The sequence below is a fragment of the Catellatospora chokoriensis genome (assembly GCF_011297315.1).
In the GTDB taxonomy this organism is placed as follows: domain Bacteria; phylum Actinomycetota; class Actinomycetes; order Mycobacteriales; family Micromonosporaceae; genus Catellatospora; species Catellatospora citrea.
Genome location: NZ_JAAOTI010000011.1, coordinates 55,893 through 76,396, shown reverse-complemented (window position 1 = coordinate 76,396; position 20,504 = coordinate 55,893). Strand labels below are relative to the sequence as shown.

The 20,504-nt window shown below is 72.5% G+C and carries 23 protein-coding genes and 1 pseudogene; 14 read left to right on the top strand and 10 right to left on the bottom strand.

All coding sequences use genetic code 11. The features are described from left to right. Window positions 1-64: 64 nt before the first annotated feature. Window positions 65-1,270: an ATP-grasp domain-containing protein gene (locus HAV39_RS18005; protein ID WP_191840371.1), complete on the top strand. Its 1,206-nt coding sequence runs from the start codon at window positions 65-67 to the stop codon at window positions 1,268-1,270. 91 nt (window positions 1,271-1,361) lie between these two features. Here the strand turns inward: HAV39_RS18005 and HAV39_RS18000 are convergent, their stop codons facing one another. After that, the gene (locus tag HAV39_RS18000) at window positions 1,362-2,579 is read right to left on the bottom strand and encodes an MFS transporter (RefSeq protein ID WP_239120754.1); all 1,218 of its coding nucleotides are present in this window, start codon (window positions 2,577-2,579) and stop codon (window positions 1,362-1,364) included. 100 nt (window positions 2,580-2,679) lie between these two features. Here HAV39_RS18000 and HAV39_RS17995 point away from each other — a divergent pair, with 100 nt between their 5' ends. The 7 genes from HAV39_RS17995 to HAV39_RS17965 all read left to right on the top strand — a co-directional run bounded on the left by HAV39_RS17995 (window position 2,680) and on the right by HAV39_RS17965 (window position 7,505). After that, entirely contained in the window at window positions 2,680-2,991 is a 312-nt protein-coding gene (locus tag HAV39_RS17995) for an ArsR/SmtB family transcription factor (RefSeq protein ID WP_239120753.1), read from the top strand. Between the two features lie 5 nt (window positions 2,992-2,996). Beyond that, window positions 2,997-3,536: an SRPBCC family protein gene (locus tag HAV39_RS17990; RefSeq protein WP_191840370.1), complete on the top strand. Its 540-nt coding sequence runs from the start codon at window positions 2,997-2,999 to the stop codon at window positions 3,534-3,536. Between the two features lie 109 nt (window positions 3,537-3,645). Beyond that, on the top strand, window positions 3,646-4,473 hold the full coding sequence (locus tag HAV39_RS17985) for an endonuclease/exonuclease/phosphatase family protein (RefSeq protein ID WP_191840369.1): 828 nt from the start codon (window positions 3,646-3,648) through the stop codon (window positions 4,471-4,473). Continuing rightward, entirely contained in the window at window positions 4,473-5,129 is a 657-nt protein-coding gene (locus HAV39_RS17980) for an HAD family hydrolase (protein WP_191840368.1), read from the top strand. The genes HAV39_RS17985 and HAV39_RS17980 overlap by 1 nt, the downstream gene beginning before the upstream one ends. Then, on the top strand, window positions 5,126-6,049 hold the full coding sequence (locus tag HAV39_RS17975; RefSeq protein WP_191840367.1) for a 1-phosphofructokinase family hexose kinase: 924 nt from the start codon (window positions 5,126-5,128) through the stop codon (window positions 6,047-6,049). The genes HAV39_RS17980 and HAV39_RS17975 overlap by 4 nt, the downstream gene beginning before the upstream one ends. A 234-nt stretch (window positions 6,050-6,283) precedes the next feature. Beyond that, the gene (locus tag HAV39_RS17970) at window positions 6,284-7,021 is read left to right on the top strand and encodes a metallophosphoesterase (protein ID WP_191840366.1); all 738 of its coding nucleotides are present in this window, start codon (window positions 6,284-6,286) and stop codon (window positions 7,019-7,021) included. A 22-nt stretch (window positions 7,022-7,043) separates the two neighbouring features. After that, window positions 7,044-7,505 carry an SRPBCC family protein gene (locus HAV39_RS17965; protein WP_191840365.1) on the top strand — a complete coding sequence of 154 codons (462 nt, stop codon included), beginning with the start codon at window positions 7,044-7,046 and terminating at the stop codon, window positions 7,503-7,505. 18 nt (window positions 7,506-7,523) lie between these two features. Here HAV39_RS17965 and HAV39_RS17960 read toward each other — a convergent pair whose 3' ends face one another. The 4 genes from HAV39_RS17960 to HAV39_RS17945 all read right to left on the bottom strand — a co-directional run bounded on the left by HAV39_RS17960 (window position 7,524) and on the right by HAV39_RS17945 (window position 9,644). Further along, window positions 7,524-8,063, bottom strand: coding sequence for a hypothetical protein (locus tag HAV39_RS17960; protein ID WP_191840364.1), 540 nt, complete (start codon window positions 8,061-8,063; stop codon window positions 7,524-7,526). A gap of 58 nt (window positions 8,064-8,121) precedes the next feature. Then, the gene (locus tag HAV39_RS17955; RefSeq protein WP_155385541.1) at window positions 8,122-8,553 is read right to left on the bottom strand and encodes a hypothetical protein; all 432 of its coding nucleotides are present in this window, start codon (window positions 8,551-8,553) and stop codon (window positions 8,122-8,124) included. Between the two features lie 84 nt (window positions 8,554-8,637). Next, window positions 8,638-9,282, bottom strand: coding sequence for a 2'-5' RNA ligase family protein (locus HAV39_RS17950; RefSeq protein ID WP_191840363.1), 645 nt, complete (start codon window positions 9,280-9,282; stop codon window positions 8,638-8,640). After that, window positions 9,279-9,644, bottom strand: a complete 366-nt coding sequence (locus HAV39_RS17945; RefSeq protein WP_191840362.1) for a VOC family protein — start codon at window positions 9,642-9,644, stop codon at window positions 9,279-9,281. The genes HAV39_RS17950 and HAV39_RS17945 overlap by 4 nt, the downstream gene beginning before the upstream one ends. A gap of 75 nt (window positions 9,645-9,719) precedes the next feature. Here HAV39_RS17945 and HAV39_RS17940 point away from each other — a divergent pair, with 75 nt between their 5' ends. After that, window positions 9,720-11,252, top strand: a complete 1,533-nt coding sequence (locus HAV39_RS17940; protein ID WP_239120752.1) for an aldehyde dehydrogenase family protein — start codon at window positions 9,720-9,722, stop codon at window positions 11,250-11,252. A 1-nt stretch (window position 11,253) separates the two neighbouring features. On the opposite strand, the gene HAV39_RS17935 is transcribed toward HAV39_RS17940, so the two are convergent. Beyond that, window positions 11,254-11,460, bottom strand: coding sequence for a hypothetical protein (locus HAV39_RS17935; protein ID WP_191840360.1), 207 nt, complete (start codon window positions 11,458-11,460; stop codon window positions 11,254-11,256). A 153-nt stretch (window positions 11,461-11,613) separates the two neighbouring features. On the opposite strand from HAV39_RS17935, the gene HAV39_RS17930 reads away from it, so the two are divergent. Together HAV39_RS17930 and HAV39_RS17925 are read left to right on the top strand one after the other, a co-directional pair. Further along, complete coding sequence (locus HAV39_RS17930; RefSeq protein ID WP_203736399.1) at window positions 11,614-12,018, top strand: winged helix-turn-helix domain-containing protein; 405 nt, start codon at window positions 11,614-11,616, stop codon at window positions 12,016-12,018. Window positions 12,019-12,023: 5 nt separating this feature from the next. After that, the gene (locus HAV39_RS17925; RefSeq protein WP_191840358.1) at window positions 12,024-12,884 is read left to right on the top strand and encodes a phosphotransferase family protein; all 861 of its coding nucleotides are present in this window, start codon (window positions 12,024-12,026) and stop codon (window positions 12,882-12,884) included. 17 nt (window positions 12,885-12,901) lie between these two features. Here the strand turns inward: HAV39_RS17925 and HAV39_RS17920 are convergent, their stop codons facing one another. Beyond that, on the bottom strand, window positions 12,902-14,278 hold the full coding sequence (locus HAV39_RS17920; RefSeq protein WP_191840357.1) for a Shedu anti-phage system protein SduA domain-containing protein: 1,377 nt from the start codon (window positions 14,276-14,278) through the stop codon (window positions 12,902-12,904). A 149-nt stretch (window positions 14,279-14,427) separates the two neighbouring features. After that, entirely contained in the window at window positions 14,428-15,384 is a 957-nt protein-coding gene (locus tag HAV39_RS17915) for a S41 family peptidase (RefSeq protein WP_191840356.1), read from the bottom strand. A 57-nt stretch (window positions 15,385-15,441) separates the two neighbouring features. On the opposite strand from HAV39_RS17915, the gene HAV39_RS17910 reads away from it, so the two are divergent. Then, window positions 15,442-16,008 carry an ArsR/SmtB family transcription factor gene (locus HAV39_RS17910; protein ID WP_239120751.1) on the top strand — a complete coding sequence of 189 codons (567 nt, stop codon included), beginning with the start codon at window positions 15,442-15,444 and terminating at the stop codon, window positions 16,006-16,008. Between the two features lie 80 nt (window positions 16,009-16,088). Then, entirely contained in the window at window positions 16,089-18,248 is a 2,160-nt protein-coding gene (locus tag HAV39_RS17905; protein ID WP_191840355.1) for a bifunctional SulP family inorganic anion transporter/carbonic anhydrase, read from the top strand. A gap of 77 nt (window positions 18,249-18,325) precedes the next feature. Here the strand turns inward: HAV39_RS17905 and HAV39_RS42725 are convergent. Beyond that, window positions 18,326-18,817: pseudogene (locus HAV39_RS42725) on the bottom strand (dihydrofolate reductase family protein); the annotation flags it as partial. Window positions 18,818-19,074: 257 nt separating this feature from the next. Here HAV39_RS42725 and HAV39_RS17900 point away from each other — a divergent pair. Further along, entirely contained in the window at window positions 19,075-19,503 is a 429-nt protein-coding gene (locus HAV39_RS17900) for an STAS domain-containing protein (RefSeq protein WP_191840354.1), read from the top strand. On the opposite strand, the gene HAV39_RS17895 is transcribed toward HAV39_RS17900, so the two are convergent. Further along, window positions 19,390-20,364, bottom strand: a complete 975-nt coding sequence (locus HAV39_RS17895) for a sigma-70 family RNA polymerase sigma factor (RefSeq protein WP_191840520.1) — start codon at window positions 20,362-20,364, stop codon at window positions 19,390-19,392. The genes HAV39_RS17900 and HAV39_RS17895 overlap by 114 nt on opposite strands. Between the last annotated feature and the right edge of the window lie 140 nt (window positions 20,365-20,504).

Here is a 20,504-nt window from a genome sequence, read left to right as displayed (position 1 = left end):
TCTTTGTGAACGCCTTGGCCGGTGGCCGGGGCGCGTGCGGCACCGCGGCCGGGCAGGTGGCGGCATGACCGCCGTGCTGCTGGTCGGCTGGCGTCCGAAGGCCGTCGCCGCGCTGCGCCGCCTGGGCGCCGAGGTCACCTGCGTGTTCCGGCCGGGCGACGACGACCACGCGACGTTCGGGCAGCGGCCGCACCGGTCGGTGCGGGTCGCCGACCCGGGCGGCGCCGAGTCGGTCCTGGCCGGTCTGGCGCGGCAGGGCCTGCGGCCCGCCGACTTCGACGTCGTATGCAGCCAGCAGGAGTTCACCATGGTGACGGCCGCGGCGATCGGCGGCGACCGGTCCTGGATGCCCCTGTCCACGGCCATGAACCTGCGGGACAAGCAGTTGCAGAAGCGCCGCATCCGGCAGGCCGGCCTGCGGGTGGCCGACTGCTGGGTCGTCGACGACATCCGGGACCTGCGGGTGCCGGCCTATCCCAGCGTGCTCAAGCCGCTGGCGGGCGCGGGCGCTCGCGACACCGTCGTGCTGGGCGGCCCGGCGGCCGCCGACGAGGCGCGCGAGCGCCTGCTGGACTCCCGCAAGCGCGGTCCGTGGCTGCTGGAGCGGTTCATGGCAGGCCACGAGCACGCCGTCGACGGCGTCGTCCGCGGCGGGCGGGTGCGGCACCTGGCCATCTCCCGCTACCAGAGCAACCTGATCCGGATGCGGGACGGCGCGCACATGCTGTACGTGGCGCAGGACCCGGCCGAGCGTCCAGAGCTGTACCGGCAGGGCTGGGAGCTGGCCGAGGCGGCGATGCGCGCCCTCGGCCACACCGACGGCGTCTTCCACCTGGAGGCGTTCCTGGACGAGGACGGTTTCGTCTTCAGCGAATGCGGTGGCCGGGTCTGCGGCGGCAAGGCCGACGTGATGGCGGAGCTGAAGTTCGGCATCGACCTGCACGACGAGTGGGCGCGGGCGGTGCTGCGCCTGCCCGCCGGACGGCAGCGGCCGGCCCGCGCGGGCAGCTACGCCCACGGCTGGCTGCCGCTGCCCGCCGGCCGCCTGGTGTCGGCGCCCGGCCCGGAGCAGATCGCCGAGCGTCCCGGGGTGCGCGAGGCCCACGTGTGGCTGGCGCCCGGCGACCGGGTGGTCGACCCGCGCACCTCCTCCGGCGCCGGGCTCGGCGCGGCGCTGCTCGCGGGCGACACCGTCGCCGACGTCGAACGCGACTTCGCCGAGCTGGTGACGTGGGTCCAGCAGACCTCGAAGGTCGACCAGGACGCGTGACCCCCCGCCGCCACCCCGCCCCGAAAGCGTCCGGAGCGAAGGAAGGGCACCTTCCACAACACATAGCGATAAGAAGGTGCCCTTCCTTTCCTCAGGCGGGGGCGCGGCGGAGGTGGCGGACCGGGCGCACGGCGAGCAGCACGGCGCAGCCGAGCACGCCGACCAGGGCGGAGACGCCCAGCACCTGGTCGGCGCCGACCAGGGCGGCGGCGGGCCCGGCGAGGACCTGGCCGACGGGGATGCCCGCGACGGAGCCCGCGATCTCGTACGCGGAGACCCGGTTGAGCACCGCGTTCGGCACCTGGGTCTGCACGCTGGTGGCCCACATGACCGACCAGAACGCCCACGCCGCGCCGCCGACGGCATGCGCCCCCAGCAGCAGCCCGAACGGCGCGTGCACCGACACCGACAGCGGGATGAGCGCGAAGCCGAACATCGCCAAGCCGCCCGCGGCCAGCGGCCGCGCCGGGCGCACCCGCATCGCGACCAGTCCGCCGAGCACGGTGCCGCCGCCCATCGCCGACATCGTCCAGCCGTACGCGCTCTCGCCCAGGTAGCCGGTGATCACGCCGGAGCTGAGCGGGATGTACGGACCGAACAGCGTCACGCCGAACACCACCCAGATCAGGATCACGCTCCACATCCAGCTGCGCGACCGGAACTCGTGCCAGCCCTCGCGCAGGTCGCGGCGGATGGTGACGTCGGGTCTCGGGGCGCGGACGACCGGCGGCAGCCGCAGCGCCAGCAGGCACAGCGCGCTGACGGCGAAGGTCGCGGCGTTGATGGCGTACACCGTGCCGGGCCCCGTCAGCACCACGAGCGTCGCCGACAGCGCGGGCCCGAGCAGCTGCGCCCCGGCGTCGGCCACGCGCAGTGCCCCGTTGGCGCGCTGCACGTCGGCGGCGACGCGCGGCACCATGCTGGCGACGCCGGGCTGGAACATGGCGGCGGCTGCCCCGGCCAGCGCCGACATCGTCACCAGCAGCCACAGCGGCGAGTCGCCGGTGATCAGCGCGACCGCGAGGACGGACTGGGTGACCACGCGTACCGCGTCCGCGCCGATCATCAGGCGGCGCGCGCCGAAGCGGTCGGCGAAGACGCCGCCGAACAGGATGAGGGCGACCAGCGGGGTCATCCACGAGGCGAGCACCAGCCCGACGCCGGAGTCGCCGTGCCCGGCCGAGCGCACCGCGAGGGCCACGGCGACAGGCAGCATGCCGTCGCCGAGCAGGGCGATGGCGCGGGCGACGAAGTAGAGGGCGAAGTCACGGGTCCACATGCGACCCGTACCGGATGGTGCGACTGTCATGCTGATCATGAACCAAAAACTGTTAAGACTCCTTCCCGATTCCGCGGGAATTCTTGTGTACGACTTGACAGGCATATAACCAAGAAGGCATGTTAAGAGCGTGACGGTGGTGGGAGCGTTCGCGGTGCTCGGTGAGGCGAACCGGCTGCGCATCCTGGAGCACCTGCGCGGCGCCGAGTGCAGCGTCGGCGAGCTCGTGGACCGGCTCGGCATGAGCCAGCCCGCCGTCTCCAAACACCTGCGGGTGCTGCGCGAGGCGGGTTTCGTGTCCAGCCGCATCGCCGCCCAGCAGCGGATCTACCGCATCGAACCGGAGCCGTTCGCCGAGATGGAGCACTGGCTGGCGCAGTACCGCCGGCTGTGGGACCGCCACCTCGACGCGCTGGAACGGCATCTCGACAACCAGGAGTGACGACCATGAACACCATCGACCCCGGCCCGATCTGGCCGGTCGAGTGCCACCCGTCGGGGGAGCGCTGGACCCTGGTTCTGCAGCGCGACCTGGCCCACCCGCCCGCGAAGGTGTGGGCCGCGCTCACCGAACCCGGTCAACTCGCGCAGTGGGCCCCCTTCCTGGCCGACCGCGGCCTCGGCCGCACCGGCCCGGCGACCCTGACGATGATCGACGGCGAGCACGCCGAGGACCTGTCCGCGACCGTGCAGCGCGCCGAGCCGCCGCACCTGCTCGTCTACACGTGGGGCGAGGACCTGCTGCGCTGGGAGCTCGCGGGCACGGCCACCGGCACGCGGCTCACCCTGCGGCACACCATGGCCGACCGCACCTGGGTGCCGAAGGTCGCGGCGGGCTGGCACCTGTGCCTGGTGGTCGCCGGGCGGCTGCTCGACGGCGACCCGGTGCCCCCGATCCGGGGCAGCGAGGCCAAGAACCACGGCTGGGCCGAACTCGACGCGGCGTACAGCCATGAGCTGGGCATCCCGGACGCCGAGACGCTGTAGCGGCGGGCCGGGTGTTTCCCGCCGGGATGGAAACGGATACGCTGCTGCGCTGCGAGGCCGGTGAGGGACCGCCGGGATGTCATTGTGCGAGCAGGAGTGTTGAGCGGCGATGGGCGTAGACAACGGTTACCTGAAGGTCATGTCGTGGAACCTGTGGCTGGCCGGCCGCTTCGTCGACGACGCCCGGCCCAAGCAGCTCGCGTTTCTGCGCGAGCAGGCACCCGACGTGGTCGGCCTGCAGGAGACCCTCGGCGAGGCGGCCCGTGAGCTGGCCGAGGACCTCGGCTGGCACCACCACCAGGGCGGCAGCTGCGGCATCATCTCGCCCCACCCGATCACGCAGCGCTACGGCGACGAGTCCCTGCGCGGCGTCGGCGCGCGCGTCCAGCTGCCCACCGGCCGCGAGCTCGTGGTCTGGAGCGCGCACCTGAACTACGAGCCGTACGGGCCCTACGACTTCCACCTGTCCGGCATGACCGTGCCGCAGGTGCTGGCGCGCGAGGAGGAGGCGGGCCGGCCGCGCCAGATCGCCGACATCATCGACGCGATGCGCCCGGCCCTGGCCGAGCGAGACCTGCCGGTCCTGCTCACCGGCGACTTCAACGTGCCCTCGCACCTGGACTGGCCGAACCTGCCGTGGCAGGTCAGCGTCGCGGTCGAGCGGGCCGGGCTGCGCGACTCCTACCGGGTGGTGCACCCCGACGCGAAGGCCAAGCCCGGCCACACCTGGTCGCCGCTCAACCACTGGCACGAGCAGCAGGAGGGCGTGCTCGAACCGCAGGACCGCATCGACTTCGTGCACTACGCGGGGGCGCTGCGACCAGTGGCGTCGGACACCGTGGGCGTGGGCGAGCCGCGGCAGATGCCGCACCACGCCGACAATGAGTGGACCTCGGACCACTGGGCGGTGCTGAGCACGTTCGTCATGGAGGCGTGATGCGGTTCGACCTCGGCTCGTACGACGCCGTGCTGCTCGACATGGACGGCACCCTGGTCGACACCGAGTCGCTGTGGATCGAGGCGGTGCTCGGCGTGGCCGCAGAACTGGGCGCGGAGCCGCTCGACCAGGCGCGGCTCATCGGCGGGACGGTGGCGTCCATCGTCGCGGTGGTGGGCGCGGCCACCGGCGGGCGGCACTTGCCCGCCGACCTGGACCTGTGGATCGACCAGGCGGTCAAGCGCCGGGTCGCCGAGGTCGGCGTGCGGCTGCGCCCGGGTGCGCGGCGGCTGCTCGACGAACTGATCGCGACCGGTATGCCGTGTGCGCTGGTCACCTCGTCGGGCCGGGCCGACACGGAGATCATCCTCGACGTGCTGGGCCGGGCGGCGTTCGCGCACACGGTCACCGCCGACGACGTGCCGCGGCACAAACCGGACCCGCTGCCGTACGCCACCGCGGCGGCGCTGCTGGGCGTGGACCCGTCGCGCTGCGTGGCCGTCGAGGACAGCCTGGCCGGGCTGGCTTCGGCGGAGGGGGCGGGCTGCACCACGGTCGCCGTACCTCACCTTCAGGACATTCCGGATGCTCCGCGGCGATACGTATTGACGAGCCTCGAACTGGTCTCCGTAACGGCGGTTAAGGTGACTCCGTGATCCTCACCGTGACCCCGAACGCCGCCCTCGACGTCACCTATCAGGTCGACGCGCTGACCCCGTACGCGACGCACCGGGTCGCGGCGGTGGCCGAACGCGCCGGCGGCAAGGGCGTCAACGTGGCCCGGGTGCTGCACGGGCTCGGCACCCCGGTGCTGGCCACCGGCCTGGCCGGCGGACCCACCGGGCAGCGGCTGCGCGAGCTGCTCGTCGCCGACGACGTCGCCGAGGCGTTCCTGCCGGTGACCGGCGACGCCCGGCGCACCGTCGTGGTCGCCGACCGCGCCGACGCCACCGGCTTCTGGGAGCCCGGCCCGACCGTCTCCGCCGCCGAGTGGTCGGCGTTCACCGCGCACTTCGCCGCACTGCTGGCCGGGGTCAAGGTCGTCGTGCTGTCCGGCTCGCTGCCCCCGGGCGTGCCCGCGACGGCGTACGCGGAACTGCTCGCCCTGGCCCACGCGGCCGGCGCCGCCACGATCCTCGACGCCGACGGCGACCCGCTCCGCCAGGGTCTGCGGGTGCAGCCCGACCTGGTCAAACCCAACGCGTCCGAACTGCACGCGCTCACCGGCATCCGCGTGGACGGCCCCGACGCGGCCCGCACGGCCGTCGCGGCGCTGCGCGAGCTCGGCGCGGGCGACGTGGTCGCGTCGCTGGGCGGCGGCGGCCTGGTCGCGGTCAGCGCGCAGGGCGTGTGGCGCGCCCGGCTGGCCGAGCCGCTGACCGGCAACCCCACCGGCGCGGGCGACGCCTGCGTGGCGGCCCTGGCCCGCGGCCTGCTGGCCGGGCAGCCCTGGCCCGAGCGGCTGCGCGACGCCGTGGCGCTGTCGGCGGCCGCGGTGCTGTCCCCGGTCGCCGGCACCGTCGACCCCGACGTCTACCAGCGCCTGCGCACCGAGGTCATCGTCGACGCCTGCTGACCGCACCGGATCCGCGTCGCGCCCGGCGAGCCCTGCGCCTTCGGGCGGGTCAGCGCGCCTGCAGTTTCGGGGAAACTGCAGCTTTCGCCATGTCGCAAGGGCCGGTTTCCTTGAAACTGGTGCCGACGGCGACGCCCGCCGGACGGAGGGCACGGGCCAGGCGGGGCGGATTGGCTCTGGCGGGCCGGGTGGTGGCGGCGTGAGACTGGCTGTCCGCAGAACGGGGGGATTCTCGTGATCGTCATTGCGCAGGTCAGCGACACGCACTTCGACGGCGGCCCGCGCGCCGCCGAGCGCAGTGCCCGGGTGCTGGCCTACCTGGCAGCGCTGCCGCACCCGGTGGACGTCGTCCTGGTCACCGGCGACATCGCCGACCACGGCCTGCCGCACGAGTACGAAGAGGCGGCCAAGGCCCTCGCCACCGTGCCCGGCGCGCTGACCCTGCCCGGCAACCACGACGTGCGCGCGGCCTATCGCGCCGGGCTGCTCGGCGAGCCCGCGGCCGACGGCCCGGTCAACCGCGTGGCCGTCGTCGGCGGCGTGACCCTCGCGCTGTGCGACTCCACCATCCCGGGCCGCGACGACGGCCGGCTCGACGACGAGACGCTGGACTGGCTGCGCGGTGTGCTGACCGGCACCGACGGCCCGGTCCTGATCTGCATGCACCACCCGCCGGTCGAGTTGCGCGTCCCGTTCATCGACGCGCTGCGCCTGCACGACGCCCAGCCGCTGGCCGACCTCCTCGCAGAGTTCCCGAACGTGCTCGCGGTGCTGTGCGGGCACGCGCACAGCCCGGCCGCGACGACGTTCGCGGGCAGGCCGCTGCTGGTCGCGCCGGGGGTGGTCTCGCGGCTGCGGCTGCCGTGGGAGGGCGCGGACCCGCCGATGGACTACGACGCGCCGCCGGGGCTGGCGTTCCACGTGCTCGACGACGACCTGCGGCTGACGACCCACTACCGGTTCCTGGCCTGAGCGCGCCCACTACGCTGTCGCGATGGCCGTCGCTCACCTCGCCCACTCCTGGCGCGTCGACTCCCCGCCGGAGACCGTCTTCGCGCACCTGACCGAGCCGCAGCACTACATCGGGCTGTCGCCGCTGGTCGTCGAGGTGCGCGACGTGCGTCGCGGCACCGACGAGCAGGGCGTGCCGGTGACCGACTACGTCGCCGTCGAACGCTTCCGGTTCCTGAAGGTGCTGCGCTGGGACAACCTGATCCGGGTGCGCCTGCGCGTGGTCGAACCCGGCGCGGCGCTGCGCCAGAGCGTGGTCAGCCCCGGTGGGGTGCGACTGGAGTGGACGGTGCGGCTGACTCCGGACGGCGACGGCACGACCGTGGACGATCAGATGGAGATCACCATGGCCGCGCCGATGCGCGGTTTCGTCACCGGCCAGGCCCGCGGCGTGCAGCTGCACCGGGCCACCGAACTGACCCGCCGCATGGCCCGACACGGCTGACCGGCGCCCACGACCGTCCTACCGGGCTGATCCCCGGCGCCGCAGTGCCACCGCGACCAGTCCGGCGGCGAGGATCACCAGTAACGCGCCGGGTGCCAGCCACCAGCGGCTCGTTCGGACAGGAGCGGATTCGGCCGGCGCGGGCGTCGGGACCGCCGCAGACGGCGGGACTGCCGTGGCGGTCGGGACGGCCGCGGACGCGGCGGGCAGCGGGCGGACGCCGATGCACAGCCCGGTGGCGCCGTTGTTCGCGTTCACCTGGTACCGCGCGCCGACGCGGAAGTCGTAGCCGCAGCTGACCTCGCTGCGGTTCACCCGCAGCCCGAGCGTTTCACCGACCCTGGCGTCGCCCTTGACCACGGAGTCGACCGTGAGCCGGACCCCCTCGTCGGTCACCTGCGTGACGGTGCCGGTGACGGTGCGCTGGGCCCGCTCGTCCTGTTCGGCCGGGGTGTGCGCGCAGGAGCAGGCCCAGGCGGGCTGCGCCGGGGAGACGACCACGACGAGACCGATGCCGACCGTGGCGAGGACGAGCAGGATTGCCGCACGCAGCTTCATGCCATCACCGACGGACCGGCACCCGCGGCGGTTCCGTCCATGTCCGCCGCAGACGCGGTTACCGGGTGACCGCGGCCTGTTCGAGCATCGCGGTGACGTGGGGGTCGTCGGACGGCATGGACAGGTCGCCGGCGAACGCCGCGAGCGCGTGCTCGCCGAGGCTGAGCTGCTGGCGCAGCCCGCGCCAGGCGTGCAGGTTGGGGTGCGGCAGCTCGGTGCAGGCCACGGCGGGTGTCAGCAGCGCGATCACGCGGTCGAGGGCGGCCGGGGTGAGCGGATAGGACGCTGAGCCGCCGCTGTGCCCGCAGACGCTGGCCAGCACCACCGCGGGCAGGAAGCCGTCGCCGACCGCGACGCGCGCGAACACGGGACGCCCGGAGACGAGCCGGGCGACGCCGAACGCGGCCGGCGGCTGCCAGCCGGGGATGGCCGCCTCGAAGCGTTGCCGTGCCGCGTCCAGGTCCGCGATGGTGCGCCACTGCTCGAGCATGTCGCGATGATGGCACGTGCCGGGGTCTGCTGTCGCGGCGGATCCCACGTCAGGGGCGGCGACACGGCGGGTGACGTGCGCACATCAGGTTCGACGAGGCGGCGTGGCGAGCGGGATGCGGGCCACCGGCGTCCACCGGTATCCGGCCGTACGGGTGTCCTGCGCGACGTCGAGCAGGTGCACCTCGCGTACGGTCAGCGCGGCGTGGCCGGGGCGCACCTGGCGCAGCGCGGCCTGCACCCGGCCGGAGTCGCCGGACCCGGTGGCGTAGGCGAGCGTGAGATGGCCGGGCATCGCCTGGTAGGCGACGGCCTCGCTGCCGAGCACATCGGAGATCGCGGCCCGGGTGCGGGTGTACACCGTGTGCAGGGGCTCGCCAGGCAGGTCGCCGTCCAGATCGGCGAGCACGACGGTGACGCTGGCCAGCGCGGAGCCGGCGGTGAGGGTGAACGCGGGCACCTCGGACAGCGCCTCGGTGAGCCGCGCGGTGAGCTTGTCGCGCTCACCGGGGCCGATCTCGGCGGCGGGGATGCCCATCACCGGCTGGACGGTGACGTGCAGCCACGGGTCGGGCACCGGGTTGAGGAAGCCGAACGGGGCCATCGCCGCCCGGCAGCCGTGCACGAGCCGGGCGAGGCCCTGGTCGCGCTGGAGGTCGGGGAGCAGGTACACATGCAGGCGGGTCCAGCCCGCAGGCCAGACCCGGGTGCCGGTGAGGAAAGGTTTCATCGGCCGCGCGGCGGCTGCCACAGCTCGAAGCGGTTGTCCTCGACGTCGTACGCCCAGCCGAACCGCCCGAACTCGCCGTCCTCGACCTCGTCGGCGACCCTGACCCCGGCGGACCGCAGCTGGGCGAGCATCGCGTCGAGGTCGTCGACCCGGAAGTTCATCATGTACGGCTGGTCGGGGTCGAGGTAGTCGGCGTCCTTCTCCAGGACCGTCCAGGTCGTCGTGCCACCCGCGTGCCAGCGGAAAGTGTGCCCGCCCCATTCTCTGACATCGATGCCGAGGTGGGTGGCGTACCAGGCCCGCAGGACTTCGGCATCGCGGGCGCGGAGGAAGACACCGCCGATACCTGTTACTCGCTGCATTCGGACATTCTCACATGAAATGAAGCGCCGGGCCGGACCTTGGCGCACGCTGCGCGCGGGGGCATGATGCTTGGCATGCTTCGTTCGATGATCGACGGCGGGCCGGTTCCGGCCGGGGCCCGCGTGCTGGGCAGCCGCAACCCCGCCGACCTGGACGACGTCGTGGCGCAGGTGGTCCTCGCCGACCCGGCCACGATCACCTCGGCCGCCCGGTCGGCGCACGCCGCGCAGCGTGCCTGGGCCGACGTGCCCGCGCCGGTCCGCGGCCAGGTCGTGGCGAACATCGGCGCGCTGGTCGAGGCCAACGCCGAGGCACTGGCGCGGCTGGTCACCCGCGAGATCGGCAAGCCGCTGGCCGAATCGCGCGGCGAGGTGCAGGAGATCGTCGACACCTGCCGGTTCTTCCTCGGCGAGGGCCGCCGCCTCTACGGCCAGACCGTGCCGTCGGAGATGCCGGACAAGCAGCTGTTCACCTTCCGCGAACCGGTCGGCACCGCGATGATCATCACGGCGGGCAACTTCCCGGTCGCCGTGCCGTCCTGGTACCTGGTCCCCGCGCTGCTGTGCGGCAACACCGTGGTGTGGAAGCCCGCCCTGTACGCCGCGGCCGCCGCCGACGCCCTCTACCAGCTGTTCGTCCGGGCCGGTCTGCCCGCCGGGGTGCTGAACCTGGTGCACGCCGACGGCCCGGAGACCTTCACGGGCCTGTCCCACGCGCTGGAGGAGGGGCTGGTGCAGAAGGTCGGCTTCACCGGCTCGACCGAGGTCGGCCGCGCGATCGGCGAGCTGTGCGGCCGCCACCTGCAGAGCCCGTGCCTGGAGCTGGGCGGCAAGAACCCGATGGTGGTCACCGAGGACGCCGACCTGGACCTGGCGGTCGAGGGCGCCTTGTTCGCCGGGTTCGGCACCGCCGGCCAGCGCTGCACGTCGCTGGGCACCGCCATCGTGCACGAGTCGGTGCACGCCGAGTTCCTGCGCCGCTTCGCCGCGGCGACGGCCGCCGCCGCGGTCGGCGACCCGACCCGCGACGTCCTGTACGGACCGCTGCTCGACGAGCGCTTCGCCGCCTCGTACGAGAAATATCTGGGTTGGATCACCGGCGGGCAGCGGGTGTACGGGGCGACCGGCCGGATCACCGCGGACAACCCCCGCGCCGGTTTCGTCGGCGACCCGGCGAGCGGCCTGTTCTACCACCCGGTGATCGTCGACGGGGTGCGTCCCGGCGACGACCTCTTCGACCACGAGACGTTCGGCCCGCTCGTCGGCGTGACCACCTACGGCGCCCTCGACGAGGCGATAGAGCTGGCCAACGCCCCCGGGTACGGGCTGTCCAGCGCGATCTACACCACGGACCCGAAGAAGGCGTTCGCGTTCCGGCGCGGCATCGGCGCGGGCATGGTCAGCGTCAACAACTCGACCTCCGGCGCGGAGGCGCACCTGCCGTTCGGCGGCAACGGCCGCTCCGGCAACGGCAGCCGCCAGTCCGGCATGTGGGTGCTCGACCAGTTCACCCGCTGGCAGGCGTTGAACTGGGACTACTCCGGCCGGTTGCAGAAGGCACAGCTGGAGGTCGCGGTCGTCCCCGCCGACCTGGACTTCCGGCTCTAACTCACCCGGCGGGCACGGGTGCGGTGGCGATCACCCTGCCGTCCGCGCCGGTCGCGGTCACCGTCGCGCCCTCCACGGTCGCCTCCGGTGCCAAGATGGCGAAGTAGACGCCGTAGTGCCTGCTGGGCAGCACCTCACCGGAGATCAGCGACGCCTCGATCGCGGTCCCAGCGGTGAACGACCGACCTATCGTAGGTAACCGGCGCAACTCGGGCTGATCTGCGAGTGGCCGCCTCGTCAGTCGGTCTGTCGCCAGCGTATCAGGGCGATGATGTCGAGGGGCCGCACGCCGAGGTGATCGCCAACGCGCCTTCCAGAGGTGACCTCGACGATCGGGCAGCCCGCCACGGTCACGGCAACGATGGGACCCTCGCCGTCCTCCGTGGCGACGACGTCGCCCAGCCGTACGCCGGTGCCGTCGGCGACAACCCAGAACTATGGCGTGCTCACGACGCGTCGCCTTGGCCAGCGCGTAGGCTCGCGAGTGCCGCGCGGACGACGGTGGTTGACCTGTTCCAAGCAACTAGCTGGGGAAAGTCGCGGGCGACCCGATCAACGGGGGTCAGCTCGCGCCGCGAACATCGTTGCCGACATCCGACGCCAGATCGCGGCCGGAGAACTCAAGTCGGGTGATCAGCTGCCAAGTCTGCCCGCGCTCAGGGAGCACTACGGATGCAGCCTGGGCAGTGTTCGGAACGCGTTGGACCGCCTCAAAGCCAGCGGCGAACTGATCTCGCATCAGGGCATCGGCCACTTCGTACCGTAGTCGGCATGCCTGCGAACCCGTATCCGCCGCCGACGCCCGAGACGCTGCACTGGCTGCACCGCGCCCTCGGTGCGCCGATCGCCGCCGTGACCCCGCTCATCGGCGGTATCGCGCACGCCATCAGCGCCGTCGACACCGCCGACGGGCGGCGGTACGCGCTGCGCCGCTGGTGCCGCCCCGGCTGGCAGGTCGAGGATCCGTGGTTCACCCCGGCGAACGAGGTCGCCGCGCTCACCGCGCTGTCCGGCACCGGCCTGCCCGTGCCCGAGGTCGTCGCGGTGGACCCGACGGGTGCGCACACCGACTTCCCGGCCCTGCTGATGACCTGGCTGCCCGGCACCATGCTGCCCAGCGCCACCCACCGCGCGGCCGCCGAACCGCCGCCGTCGACGGCCATGCTGCGCCAGCTCGTCGCCGCGGCACACGCCGTGCACGCCGTCGACGGCACGGGCGTCGCCGCGTGGGAGCCGTACGTCGTGCTCGGCGATGCCCGCCCGCCTGCCGCCACCACCCGCCCCGAGCTGTGGGAGCGGGCGTTCACAGCCGGCGCGGCCGTCGGGCCGCCCGCCCGGTCCACTCTGCTCCACCGCGATTACCACCCCGGCAACACGCTGTGGTGCGACGGCCGCCTCACCGGCATTGTCGACTGGACCAACGCCTCCCGCGGCACACCCGGCTACGACTTCGGCTACCTGCGCGTCAACCTGCTCATCGCGCACGGCCAGCAGACCGCCGACGCCCTGCTGCCGCTGCTCGACGACCGCGACCCGGCTGCCGACCTGCTCGCCTTCCTCGACATGGAATGGGAGGGTCCGCACGCGGCCCCTCTTCCCGTCATGGAGTCCTACCTGGAACAGCTGCTGTGATGCGGCAGTGTATTCACCTAGTGGTGCGAGCTCTCCGCCGCGAACATGAGCGCACGGTCCGCGGCGTCCAGTAGTTCGGCGTATGTCACCACCTGTACCCGAGTGAGCTGCGCGTTGTAGGCTCGAAGCGTTCGTTCGACCTGTTCGCGGGTGACATCCGGTAGGTTGACGTGATCCGGGTGGCCGATGACCACAGTGCCCCGCGCACGCCGATAGTCGTAGTCGAGGCCCAGTTCATTGCGATGTAGGGTGCGCAGGCTGGCGCCCATCTCGTCCAGTGACACCAGATAGTTCTGGCACTGGCTGACGGCTTCGTGCACCTCGCTCGACACGATGAAGTGATTACGGTGCCGTTTGATCAGCCTGCTGTCCGGCCCCTTCAATTCGACGACGTGCAGACTTCCATCTGCACAGATCAGGGTGATGTCGTGCTCGTCGAGCGGCACCAGGTTACGGCGCTCGGCCATGCCGACGTATTGGCCGCCGAAGAGCCAGTACCGGTCGCCGATCGCCTTGTGCATCTGCGTCTCGTTCGTGCTCCGGTCGCGGGCGAGTTGCTGCAGTTCGGCCACGGCCTGCCGGCGCTGCCGGATGACGGCGCCTTCGGCGGCGGACAGCCCTGCGGAGACCGACGTGATGCCCGACAGGACGTCATCCACATCCTCTCGGCCGGCCAGGCGCCGGCCGAGGCCGATCGGTCCCGCGTCGGCGCTGCGCCTGATCGACCTGATCGCGGCGACGCGGTCGGCCACCCGCCGCAGAAACGAGGAGAAGGTCATGCGGTCGGAGGGCTCCTGGACGGCGAAGTCGGGTGGCCGGCTGGTCGTGAGGTAGCAGATGGCGTCGTACATGTTGTCGTCGAGCAATCGCTGAAATGTCTGTTCGTAGAGTTCTTGATAAGACATGTTTCGGCGCGAGGGGGGCACTGTCGAGGATGCGGGCAGGCGCACTGGGACGCTGGATCGCTCGCAGTGCTCAAGCATGAAGACAATACCCAGACAGGGCCTGAAAGGCAGGGTCACGTCATCGGACAGCGCACGATTGTTGTCGGCGGCGAGGCCGAGGAAGTCGTCGACGCGATTGTTGAAGTTGTTGCCGAAATATGGTCCGATTGAGCTGCTGAAATCGATCGCGGCGACGAGCACGCCCTCGTCCACGATCGCGATGTCGAACGTGCGGGGCATCGATCGATAAGAGCGTTCCAAGGTGAATCTCTGGCCGGTCAGGATGTCCTCTCGCGCCACGCCATGTGCCACCAGGCCACTGATGACGGCGTCGATGACGCGGTGCACCTCCCCGACGGGCCAGGTCCCGTGTCCTGGACCCACGCGGCGTTGATCTTCGCGGGCATCCCACCACGCGCGCACCGCGTCGTTCAGTTCCTCGGTGACCACGCTGCCTCCCATCGAACCGTCCCCGGAGCAGCCGCCACAATGCACCGCCCACAGGCTTGTGTCTATCAGGCACGTCCGACGTCCACCTGCCCGTGGCGTGGTCGTCTGCCCGCTTCGCGAACCTGAGCAGTCTGCGCGCAGCGCGGGGATCAGAGCAGTGCGCCGGCGTCGAGCGCGGCGCGTGCCTCGGCCGCGGACGGCCCGGCCTGGCGGCAGACATGTTCCAGCGCGGAGCGGTACGCCGCAGCCAGGGCCTGTTCGGTCGCGACCGGCACGTCCGGCGTCACGCCGACGCTCTCCCAGTTCGTGCCGGAGACGGGGCTGACTGCGCGGGCGACCGAGATCGTCGCCTCCAGGTGCGGGTGCAGGCGGAAGCCCTCGCGCGGGTGCGCGCCGCCGCGGGTCTGCGCGCCGACGACCGTGCCGCGGCCGGTCTGCTGCACGTCGTACGCGAGCGCCTCCCCGCCGGAGAAGGTGCGCTCGCTGGTCAGCACGTACAGCGGCCGGTCACGCCCGTATCGGCGGCCGGGCACGTGGGCGTGGGTCCACGACTGTCGCACCTGGTCGGTGGCGCGCTCGTACATCCCGGTCAGCTGCACCGGCTCGTGGTCCCACAGGTAGCTCATGAACAGCCCGACCGCGGACGGCTCGCCGCCCAGGCACCCGCGCAGGTCGACGATCAGCGCCTGCACCGGCGCGAGCAGTGTGAACGCCGCGGCGTACACGTCGCCGACGAGCACGGCGGGGAACAGCACCGGTGTGATCTCCAGCAGGCCGACGTCGCCGGGCAGGCGGCGTGCTGCGGCGACTCCGCCACAGGTGCGGTCGGCCCATTGCGCCATCGCCGCGTACTCGGCCGCGTCGTCGCCGGGGACCTGCTCCGGCTGTGGTTCGGCGTGGTGCAGCAGGCGCAGGTGCTTGTCGCCGTTGACGGACTGCAGGTCGGCGGTGACCGCCGCGGCGAACGCGGCGAGGTCGGTGGGGTAGCTGTCGCGGCGGGCGGCGAGCCGTGCGGAGATCTCGGCGGCCGCGTCGGGGAACACGTAGCGCTCCTCGACCAGGGTCCGCAGCCGGTCGACGATGTCGGTCACCTCAGGGGTCTGCATGGCGTCCAGGTAAGCACGCCGCTTGACAAAGCGTCAAGAGTTCTTGACGCTTGACGCATGACACCGCGCGACACAGGCCCCGCAGACCGGGCGACCCCACCGCCGGACCCGCCCGAGAACGAGACGGTCATGCAGGTGAACGCCGCGGAGCACTACAAGGCGCTGGCCCACCCGATGCGGCACCGGCTGCTGTTCGCCCTCGAACGTCCCGCGACCGTGAGCCGGCTCGCGGCGGTGCTGCGTACCAACAAAGGCAATGTGGCGCACCACCTGAAGGTGCTCGTGGACGCCGGGTTGGTGCGGCCCGCCGGCACCCGCACCGTGCGCGGCGGCACCGAGCAGTACTACGCCCGCCCGGCCCGCGCCCTGCACTACACCGGCCCCGGCGCCGCGGAGAACACGGCGGTCGCGTTCCAGGCGCTCGGCGCGGAGATCGCCGCGGCCGCGCCCGACCCGTTCCTGGTGCTGCGCCACCTGCGGCTGACCGCCGACCAGGTCCGCGAGCTCACCGCGACCCTGACCGCGCTGGCCGAGGACACTCCTGACGCAGGGGACGACGGCACGCGGTATGGCCTGCTGCTCGGCCTCTACCGACCGCACGATCCGGACGGTCCATCTGATTGATCGACGATCTCTTCATCAGCGTTTTCTCAGCTTGGCGCAGTTGAGGTGGGCAGAACGCGTAAGGAGAGGTGGTCGTCTACATGAGCGCACAATGGCGTGAGCGGTTGCGGACGGACGTGCCCGCGTCCCTGGTGGTGGTGCTGGTGGCGCTGCCGCTGTCGCTGGGCATCGCGGTGGCGTCGGGCGCCCCGGTGATAGCGGGGTTGGTCAGCGCGGTGATCGGCGGCATCGTCGCCGGCGCGCTGGGCGGGTCGGTGGTGCAGGTCAGCGGTCCGGCGGCCGGGCTGACGCTGATCGTGGCGCAGACCGTGGCCACCTTCGGCTGGCGCGGGGCGTGCGCGGTCACCGTCGCGGCGGGCGTGCTGCAGCTGGGGCTGGGCGCGTCCCGGGTGGCGCGGGCCGCGCTGGCCGTGTCGCCCGCGGTCGTGTACGGCATGCTCGCCGGGGTCGGCGTCGTGATCGTCCTGTCCCAGCTGCACGTGCTGCTGGGCGACGCCCCGCAGGCATCGGCGCTGGCGAACCTGCGCGCCCTGCCGTCGGAGCTGCTGCACAACCACACCCCGGCGGTGTTCGTCGGCGTGCTCACCCTGGCCGTGCTGTGGGGCTGGCGGGCGGTGCCGAGCCTGGCCGGGGTCGTGCCCGCGCCGCTGGCGGCGATCGTCGTCGGCACCGCCGTCGCGGTCGTGACCGGCTGGGACCTGCAGCGGGTCGACATCCCCGACGACATCCTCGCCTTCGACATGGGCCCGATCTGGCCCGACGCCTCCCCGTCGGTGTTCCTCGCCGCGGTCGGCGCGGTGGCACTGGTCGCCAGCGTCGAGTCGCTGCTGTGCGCGGTCGCCGTGGACCGCATGCACGACGGCCCGCGGGTCAACCTGGACCGCGAGCTGGCCGGGCAGGGCGCGGCGAACATCGTCGCCGGGGCGCTGGGCGGGCTGCCGGTGGCCGGGGTGATCGTGCGCTCGACGACCAACGTGAACGCCGGCGGCCGGTCCCGGCTGTCCACGGTGCTGCACGGGGTGTGGATCCTGGTGCTGGTCCTGGTGGCCGCGCCCGTGATCGAGCTGATCCCGCTGCCCGCGCTGGCGGCGCTGCTGGTCTACACCGGGGTGCAGATGGTCAACCTGACCCACGCCCAGCAGGTCCACCAGCACCGCGAGATGCCGGTGTACGTGCTGACGATGCTCGCCGTGGTGGTGCTGGGCCTGTTCGAGGGCGTGCTCGTCGGCATGGGGTGCGCGCTGCTGCTGTCGATCTGGCGGCTCACCCACGCCACCGTGCGGGCCTACCAGGACGAGAACGGCTGGCACGTCGCCATCGAGGGCTCGCTGACCTTCCTCGCGGCGCCGCAGCTGACCCGGACGCTGGCCCAGGTGCCCGCGGGGGTCGCGGTCGGCGTCGAGCTCAACGCCGACTTCATGGACCACGCCGCGGTGACCGCGCTGCACGACTGGCGCACCGCGCACGAGCGCGGCGGCGGCAGCGTCGAGGTGCACGAGCTGCACCACCACTGGTACGCCGATGCGATCACCGGCCGGCGTTCGCCGGCCCGGAAGATGCACCCGACCGCCTGGCTGCTGCCCCGCGTGCACCGCGCGGTGCCGCACGGGGCCCGCGAGCGCCTGGCGCGCGGCGCGCGGCTGTTCCACCGGCACGGCGCGCGCCGGGTCGGCCCGCTGCTGGCCGATCTGGCCCGCACCGGTCAGCAGCCGACGCAGCTGTTCATCACCTGCGCCGACTCGCGCGTCGTGCCCAGCATGATCACGTCGACCGGCCCGGGGGATCTGTTCACGGTGCGCAACGTCGGCAACCTGGTGCCCCGGCACGGCGACGGCGAGCACGACGGCAGCGTGCCCGCCGCGATGGACTTCGCGCTGCACGTGCTGCAGGTGCGCACCATCACGGTGTGCGGGCACTCCGGCTGCGGCGCGCTGGCCGCGCTGCTGCGCCCGGGCACCCTCCCGGCGCGGATGCCGGACCTGCTCCGCTGGCTGCGCCATGCCCAGCCCAGCCTGCACCGGGTGAGCCAGGGGGCCGTCGGCGACGGCGACCACCTGACGCAGCTCTGCCAGCAGAACGTGGTCCAGCAGCTGGAGAACCTGATGAGCTACCCGGACGTGGCCGAACGCGTCCACGACGGACGCCTGGAGCTGGTCGGCATGTATTTCGACATCGCCACCAGTCGCATCCACCTGCTGGACCCGACCCACACCCGGTTCACGCCCGTGTCCAGCCACTGACCGTCCCGCAGGTGGGCTCGGAAGGAAGGCCGGACGCACGGCCGGGCCGGGGTGTAGACGACGTTCAGCACGCCGGTCTTGAACGTCTCGGACGACGCCAGGGTGAGCGGGATCGTCTCGCCGTCGTCGAACAGGCGCTGGCCGTGGCCGACCACGATCGGGTGGATCAGCAGGTGCAGCTCGTCGAGCAGGCCGGCCCGCAGCAGTGAGCGCACCAGCACGACGCTGCCGGTGATGCCGAGGTTCTTGCCCGGCTGCGCCTTGAGCTCGCGCAGCTCGTCCAGGTCGCGCACGATGGTGCTGTTCTCCCAGGTCGCTTCCTGCAGGGTGCTGGACACGACGACCTTGCGCTTGCCGTTCATGACGGCCGCGAACTCGTCCTCGCTCGTGGGCCAGTACTCGGCGAAGCCGTCGTAGGTGGTGCGGCCCAGCAGCATCACGTCCGAGCTCTCCATGAGCGCGCCGACGGCCGCGCCCATGGCGTCGTCGAAGTACGGGAAGTGCCAGGTGTGCGGGTCCTGGACGACGCCGTCCAGCGACACGAACAGTCCAGCGACGATCTTCCTCATGATGTCCTCCGGTAGGTGTCAGCGCCGTGCCCGGGTGGCCCGGCTGCTGTCTCACCCACTCAGACGAACGAGCCCCGGCAAACTCATCGGCCCTCGGAAGAAAAATTTGTCGGCTCCCCGAACGGGGCACTGACCTGCGCCGACGTGTTCGACTCCGGTACGCCGATGAGTCGGGGCCGCGCCGACCGTCCTAACTGACAGGTGCCCCGCGCCCGGCCCGCGTCCGGCGGTGGGCGGGCACCACGGAGGAGGCGGGCGTGCGCGAGCACGGGCGGGAGTCGTACGCGGTGCTGGTCCTCGGCCCTTCGCTGGGGGCGGGGGACCTGGCGGCGCTGTGCGCCCGGGTCGACGAGGCCCGCAGCGACCTGTCGGCGGGCGGTGACCTGGTGGTGCTCTGCGACGTCGGCGCGCTGACCCGGCCGGACCTGGCCGGGCTCGACGTGCTGGCCCGGCTGCGCCTGCACACGAGCCGGGCCGGGGGCACGCTGCGGCTGTGGCGGGCCGGCCCGCACCTGCGGCTGCTGCTGGAGCTGACCGGGCTGCGCAGCGTGCTGCCGTCGCATCCGGGCGACTCAGCCGACGAGTTCGGCCTCCTTGCCCCGCACGAGCACGGGGGGCAGGCCGAACAGCGGGAACAGCCGCTCGGTGTCGAGGAAGTTGTTGACCCCGGCGATCCGTCCGGCTGAGATCTCCAGGACGATGAGCGCCCACGGCTCGTGGCGGTCCGGGTCGTCGGTGGGCCGGTACTGCCCGAAGGCGGGCAGGCCGTTGGCGGCGACGGGCACCAGCCGCGAGCCCTTGCAGCCGATGCCGATGCCGAGCATCCAGGTGCTGATGTCGTCGATCCCGCGGAACCACAGGTCCAGCGGCGGCATGGACAGCGTCGCGTCCTCGTGCAGCAGTGCCGCGAGCGCTTGCAGGTCGTAGCGTTCGAAGGCCTCGACGTATCGGGCGAGCAGGGCGGCCTGGTCGGCGTCGGTCGGGGCCAGCACGTCGGCGTCGGTGGCGCTGACCGCGCTGAGGCTGGCCCGGGCGCGCTGCAGGGCGCTGTTGACCGAGGCGACGGTCAGACCGAGCAGCTCGGCGGTCTCGGCGGCGCTCCACGCGAGCACCTCGCGCAGGATCAGCACCGCGCGCTGCTTGGGGGCCAGGTGCTGCAGCGCCGCCACGAAGGCGAGCCGGACCGACTCGCGGGCCACGGTCAGGTCCGCCGGGTCGGCGGTGTCGGGCAGCAGCCGGTCGTCGGGCGCGGGGCCGACCCACACCGACTCGGCCAGCGGCACGGGCGCGCTGGTGACCCGCTCGGGCGCGCCGGCCGAGGCCAGGTCCATCGGGCGGGCCCGGCGCTGGGCGCTGCCGAGCATGTCCAGGCACACGTTGGTGGCGATGCGGTAGAGCCACGAGCGGACGGCCGAACGGCCCTCGAACTGCTCGTATCCCTTCCAGGCGCGGATCAGGGTCTCCTGCACCGCGTCCTCGGCCTCGAACGCCGAGCCCAGCATCCGGTAGCAGTAGGCGGTCAGTTCCCGGCGGTGCGCTTCGAGCATCTCCTCCACGTCCGCGAACCTACACCCGCCGCCCGACACGAACCGTCACCCCGACGGGGCATCGGCGTCCGCGCGGGCGCGGCCGTGCTGTGTAAAAGATTCTTGACATCGTATCGAAGCCGCCCTACCTTCGAGATGTC

Excerpts from the sequence above, each read along its gene's own strand:
- HAV39_RS18005 (WP_191840371.1), top strand. The coding sequence starts at position 65 with ATGACCGCCGTGCTGCTGGTCGGCTGGCGTCCGAAGGCCGTCGCCGCG.
- HAV39_RS18000 (WP_239120754.1), bottom strand. The coding sequence starts at position 2,579 with ATGACAGTCGCACCATCCGGTACGGGTCGCATGTGGACCCGTGACTTC.
- HAV39_RS17990 (WP_191840370.1), top strand. The coding sequence starts at position 2,997 with ATGAACACCATCGACCCCGGCCCGATCTGGCCGGTCGAGTGCCACCCG.
- HAV39_RS17985 (WP_191840369.1), top strand. The coding sequence starts at position 3,646 with ATGGGCGTAGACAACGGTTACCTGAAGGTCATGTCGTGGAACCTGTGG.
- HAV39_RS17980 (WP_191840368.1), top strand. The coding sequence starts at position 4,473 with ATGCGGTTCGACCTCGGCTCGTACGACGCCGTGCTGCTCGACATGGAC.
- HAV39_RS17965 (WP_191840365.1), top strand. The coding sequence starts at position 7,044 with ATGGCCGTCGCTCACCTCGCCCACTCCTGGCGCGTCGACTCCCCGCCG.
- HAV39_RS17960 (WP_191840364.1), bottom strand. The coding sequence starts at position 8,063 with ATGAAGCTGCGTGCGGCAATCCTGCTCGTCCTCGCCACGGTCGGCATC.
- HAV39_RS17955 (WP_155385541.1), bottom strand. The coding sequence starts at position 8,553 with ATGCTCGAGCAGTGGCGCACCATCGCGGACCTGGACGCGGCACGGCAA.
- HAV39_RS17950 (WP_191840363.1), bottom strand. The coding sequence starts at position 9,282 with ATGAAACCTTTCCTCACCGGCACCCGGGTCTGGCCTGCGGGCTGGACC.
- HAV39_RS17945 (WP_191840362.1), bottom strand. The coding sequence starts at position 9,644 with ATGCAGCGAGTAACAGGTATCGGCGGTGTCTTCCTCCGCGCCCGCGAT.
- HAV39_RS17940 (WP_239120752.1), top strand. The coding sequence starts at position 9,720 with ATGCTTCGTTCGATGATCGACGGCGGGCCGGTTCCGGCCGGGGCCCGC.
- HAV39_RS17930 (WP_203736399.1), top strand. The coding sequence starts at position 11,614 with ATGGGACCCTCGCCGTCCTCCGTGGCGACGACGTCGCCCAGCCGTACG.
- HAV39_RS17925 (WP_191840358.1), top strand. The coding sequence starts at position 12,024 with ATGCCTGCGAACCCGTATCCGCCGCCGACGCCCGAGACGCTGCACTGG.
- HAV39_RS17915 (WP_191840356.1), bottom strand. The coding sequence starts at position 15,384 with ATGCAGACCCCTGAGGTGACCGACATCGTCGACCGGCTGCGGACCCTG.
- HAV39_RS17910 (WP_239120751.1), top strand. The coding sequence starts at position 15,442 with ATGACACCGCGCGACACAGGCCCCGCAGACCGGGCGACCCCACCGCCG.
- HAV39_RS17905 (WP_191840355.1), top strand. The coding sequence starts at position 16,089 with ATGAGCGCACAATGGCGTGAGCGGTTGCGGACGGACGTGCCCGCGTCC.
- HAV39_RS17895 (WP_191840520.1), bottom strand. The coding sequence starts at position 20,364 with ATGCTCGAAGCGCACCGCCGGGAACTGACCGCCTACTGCTACCGGATG.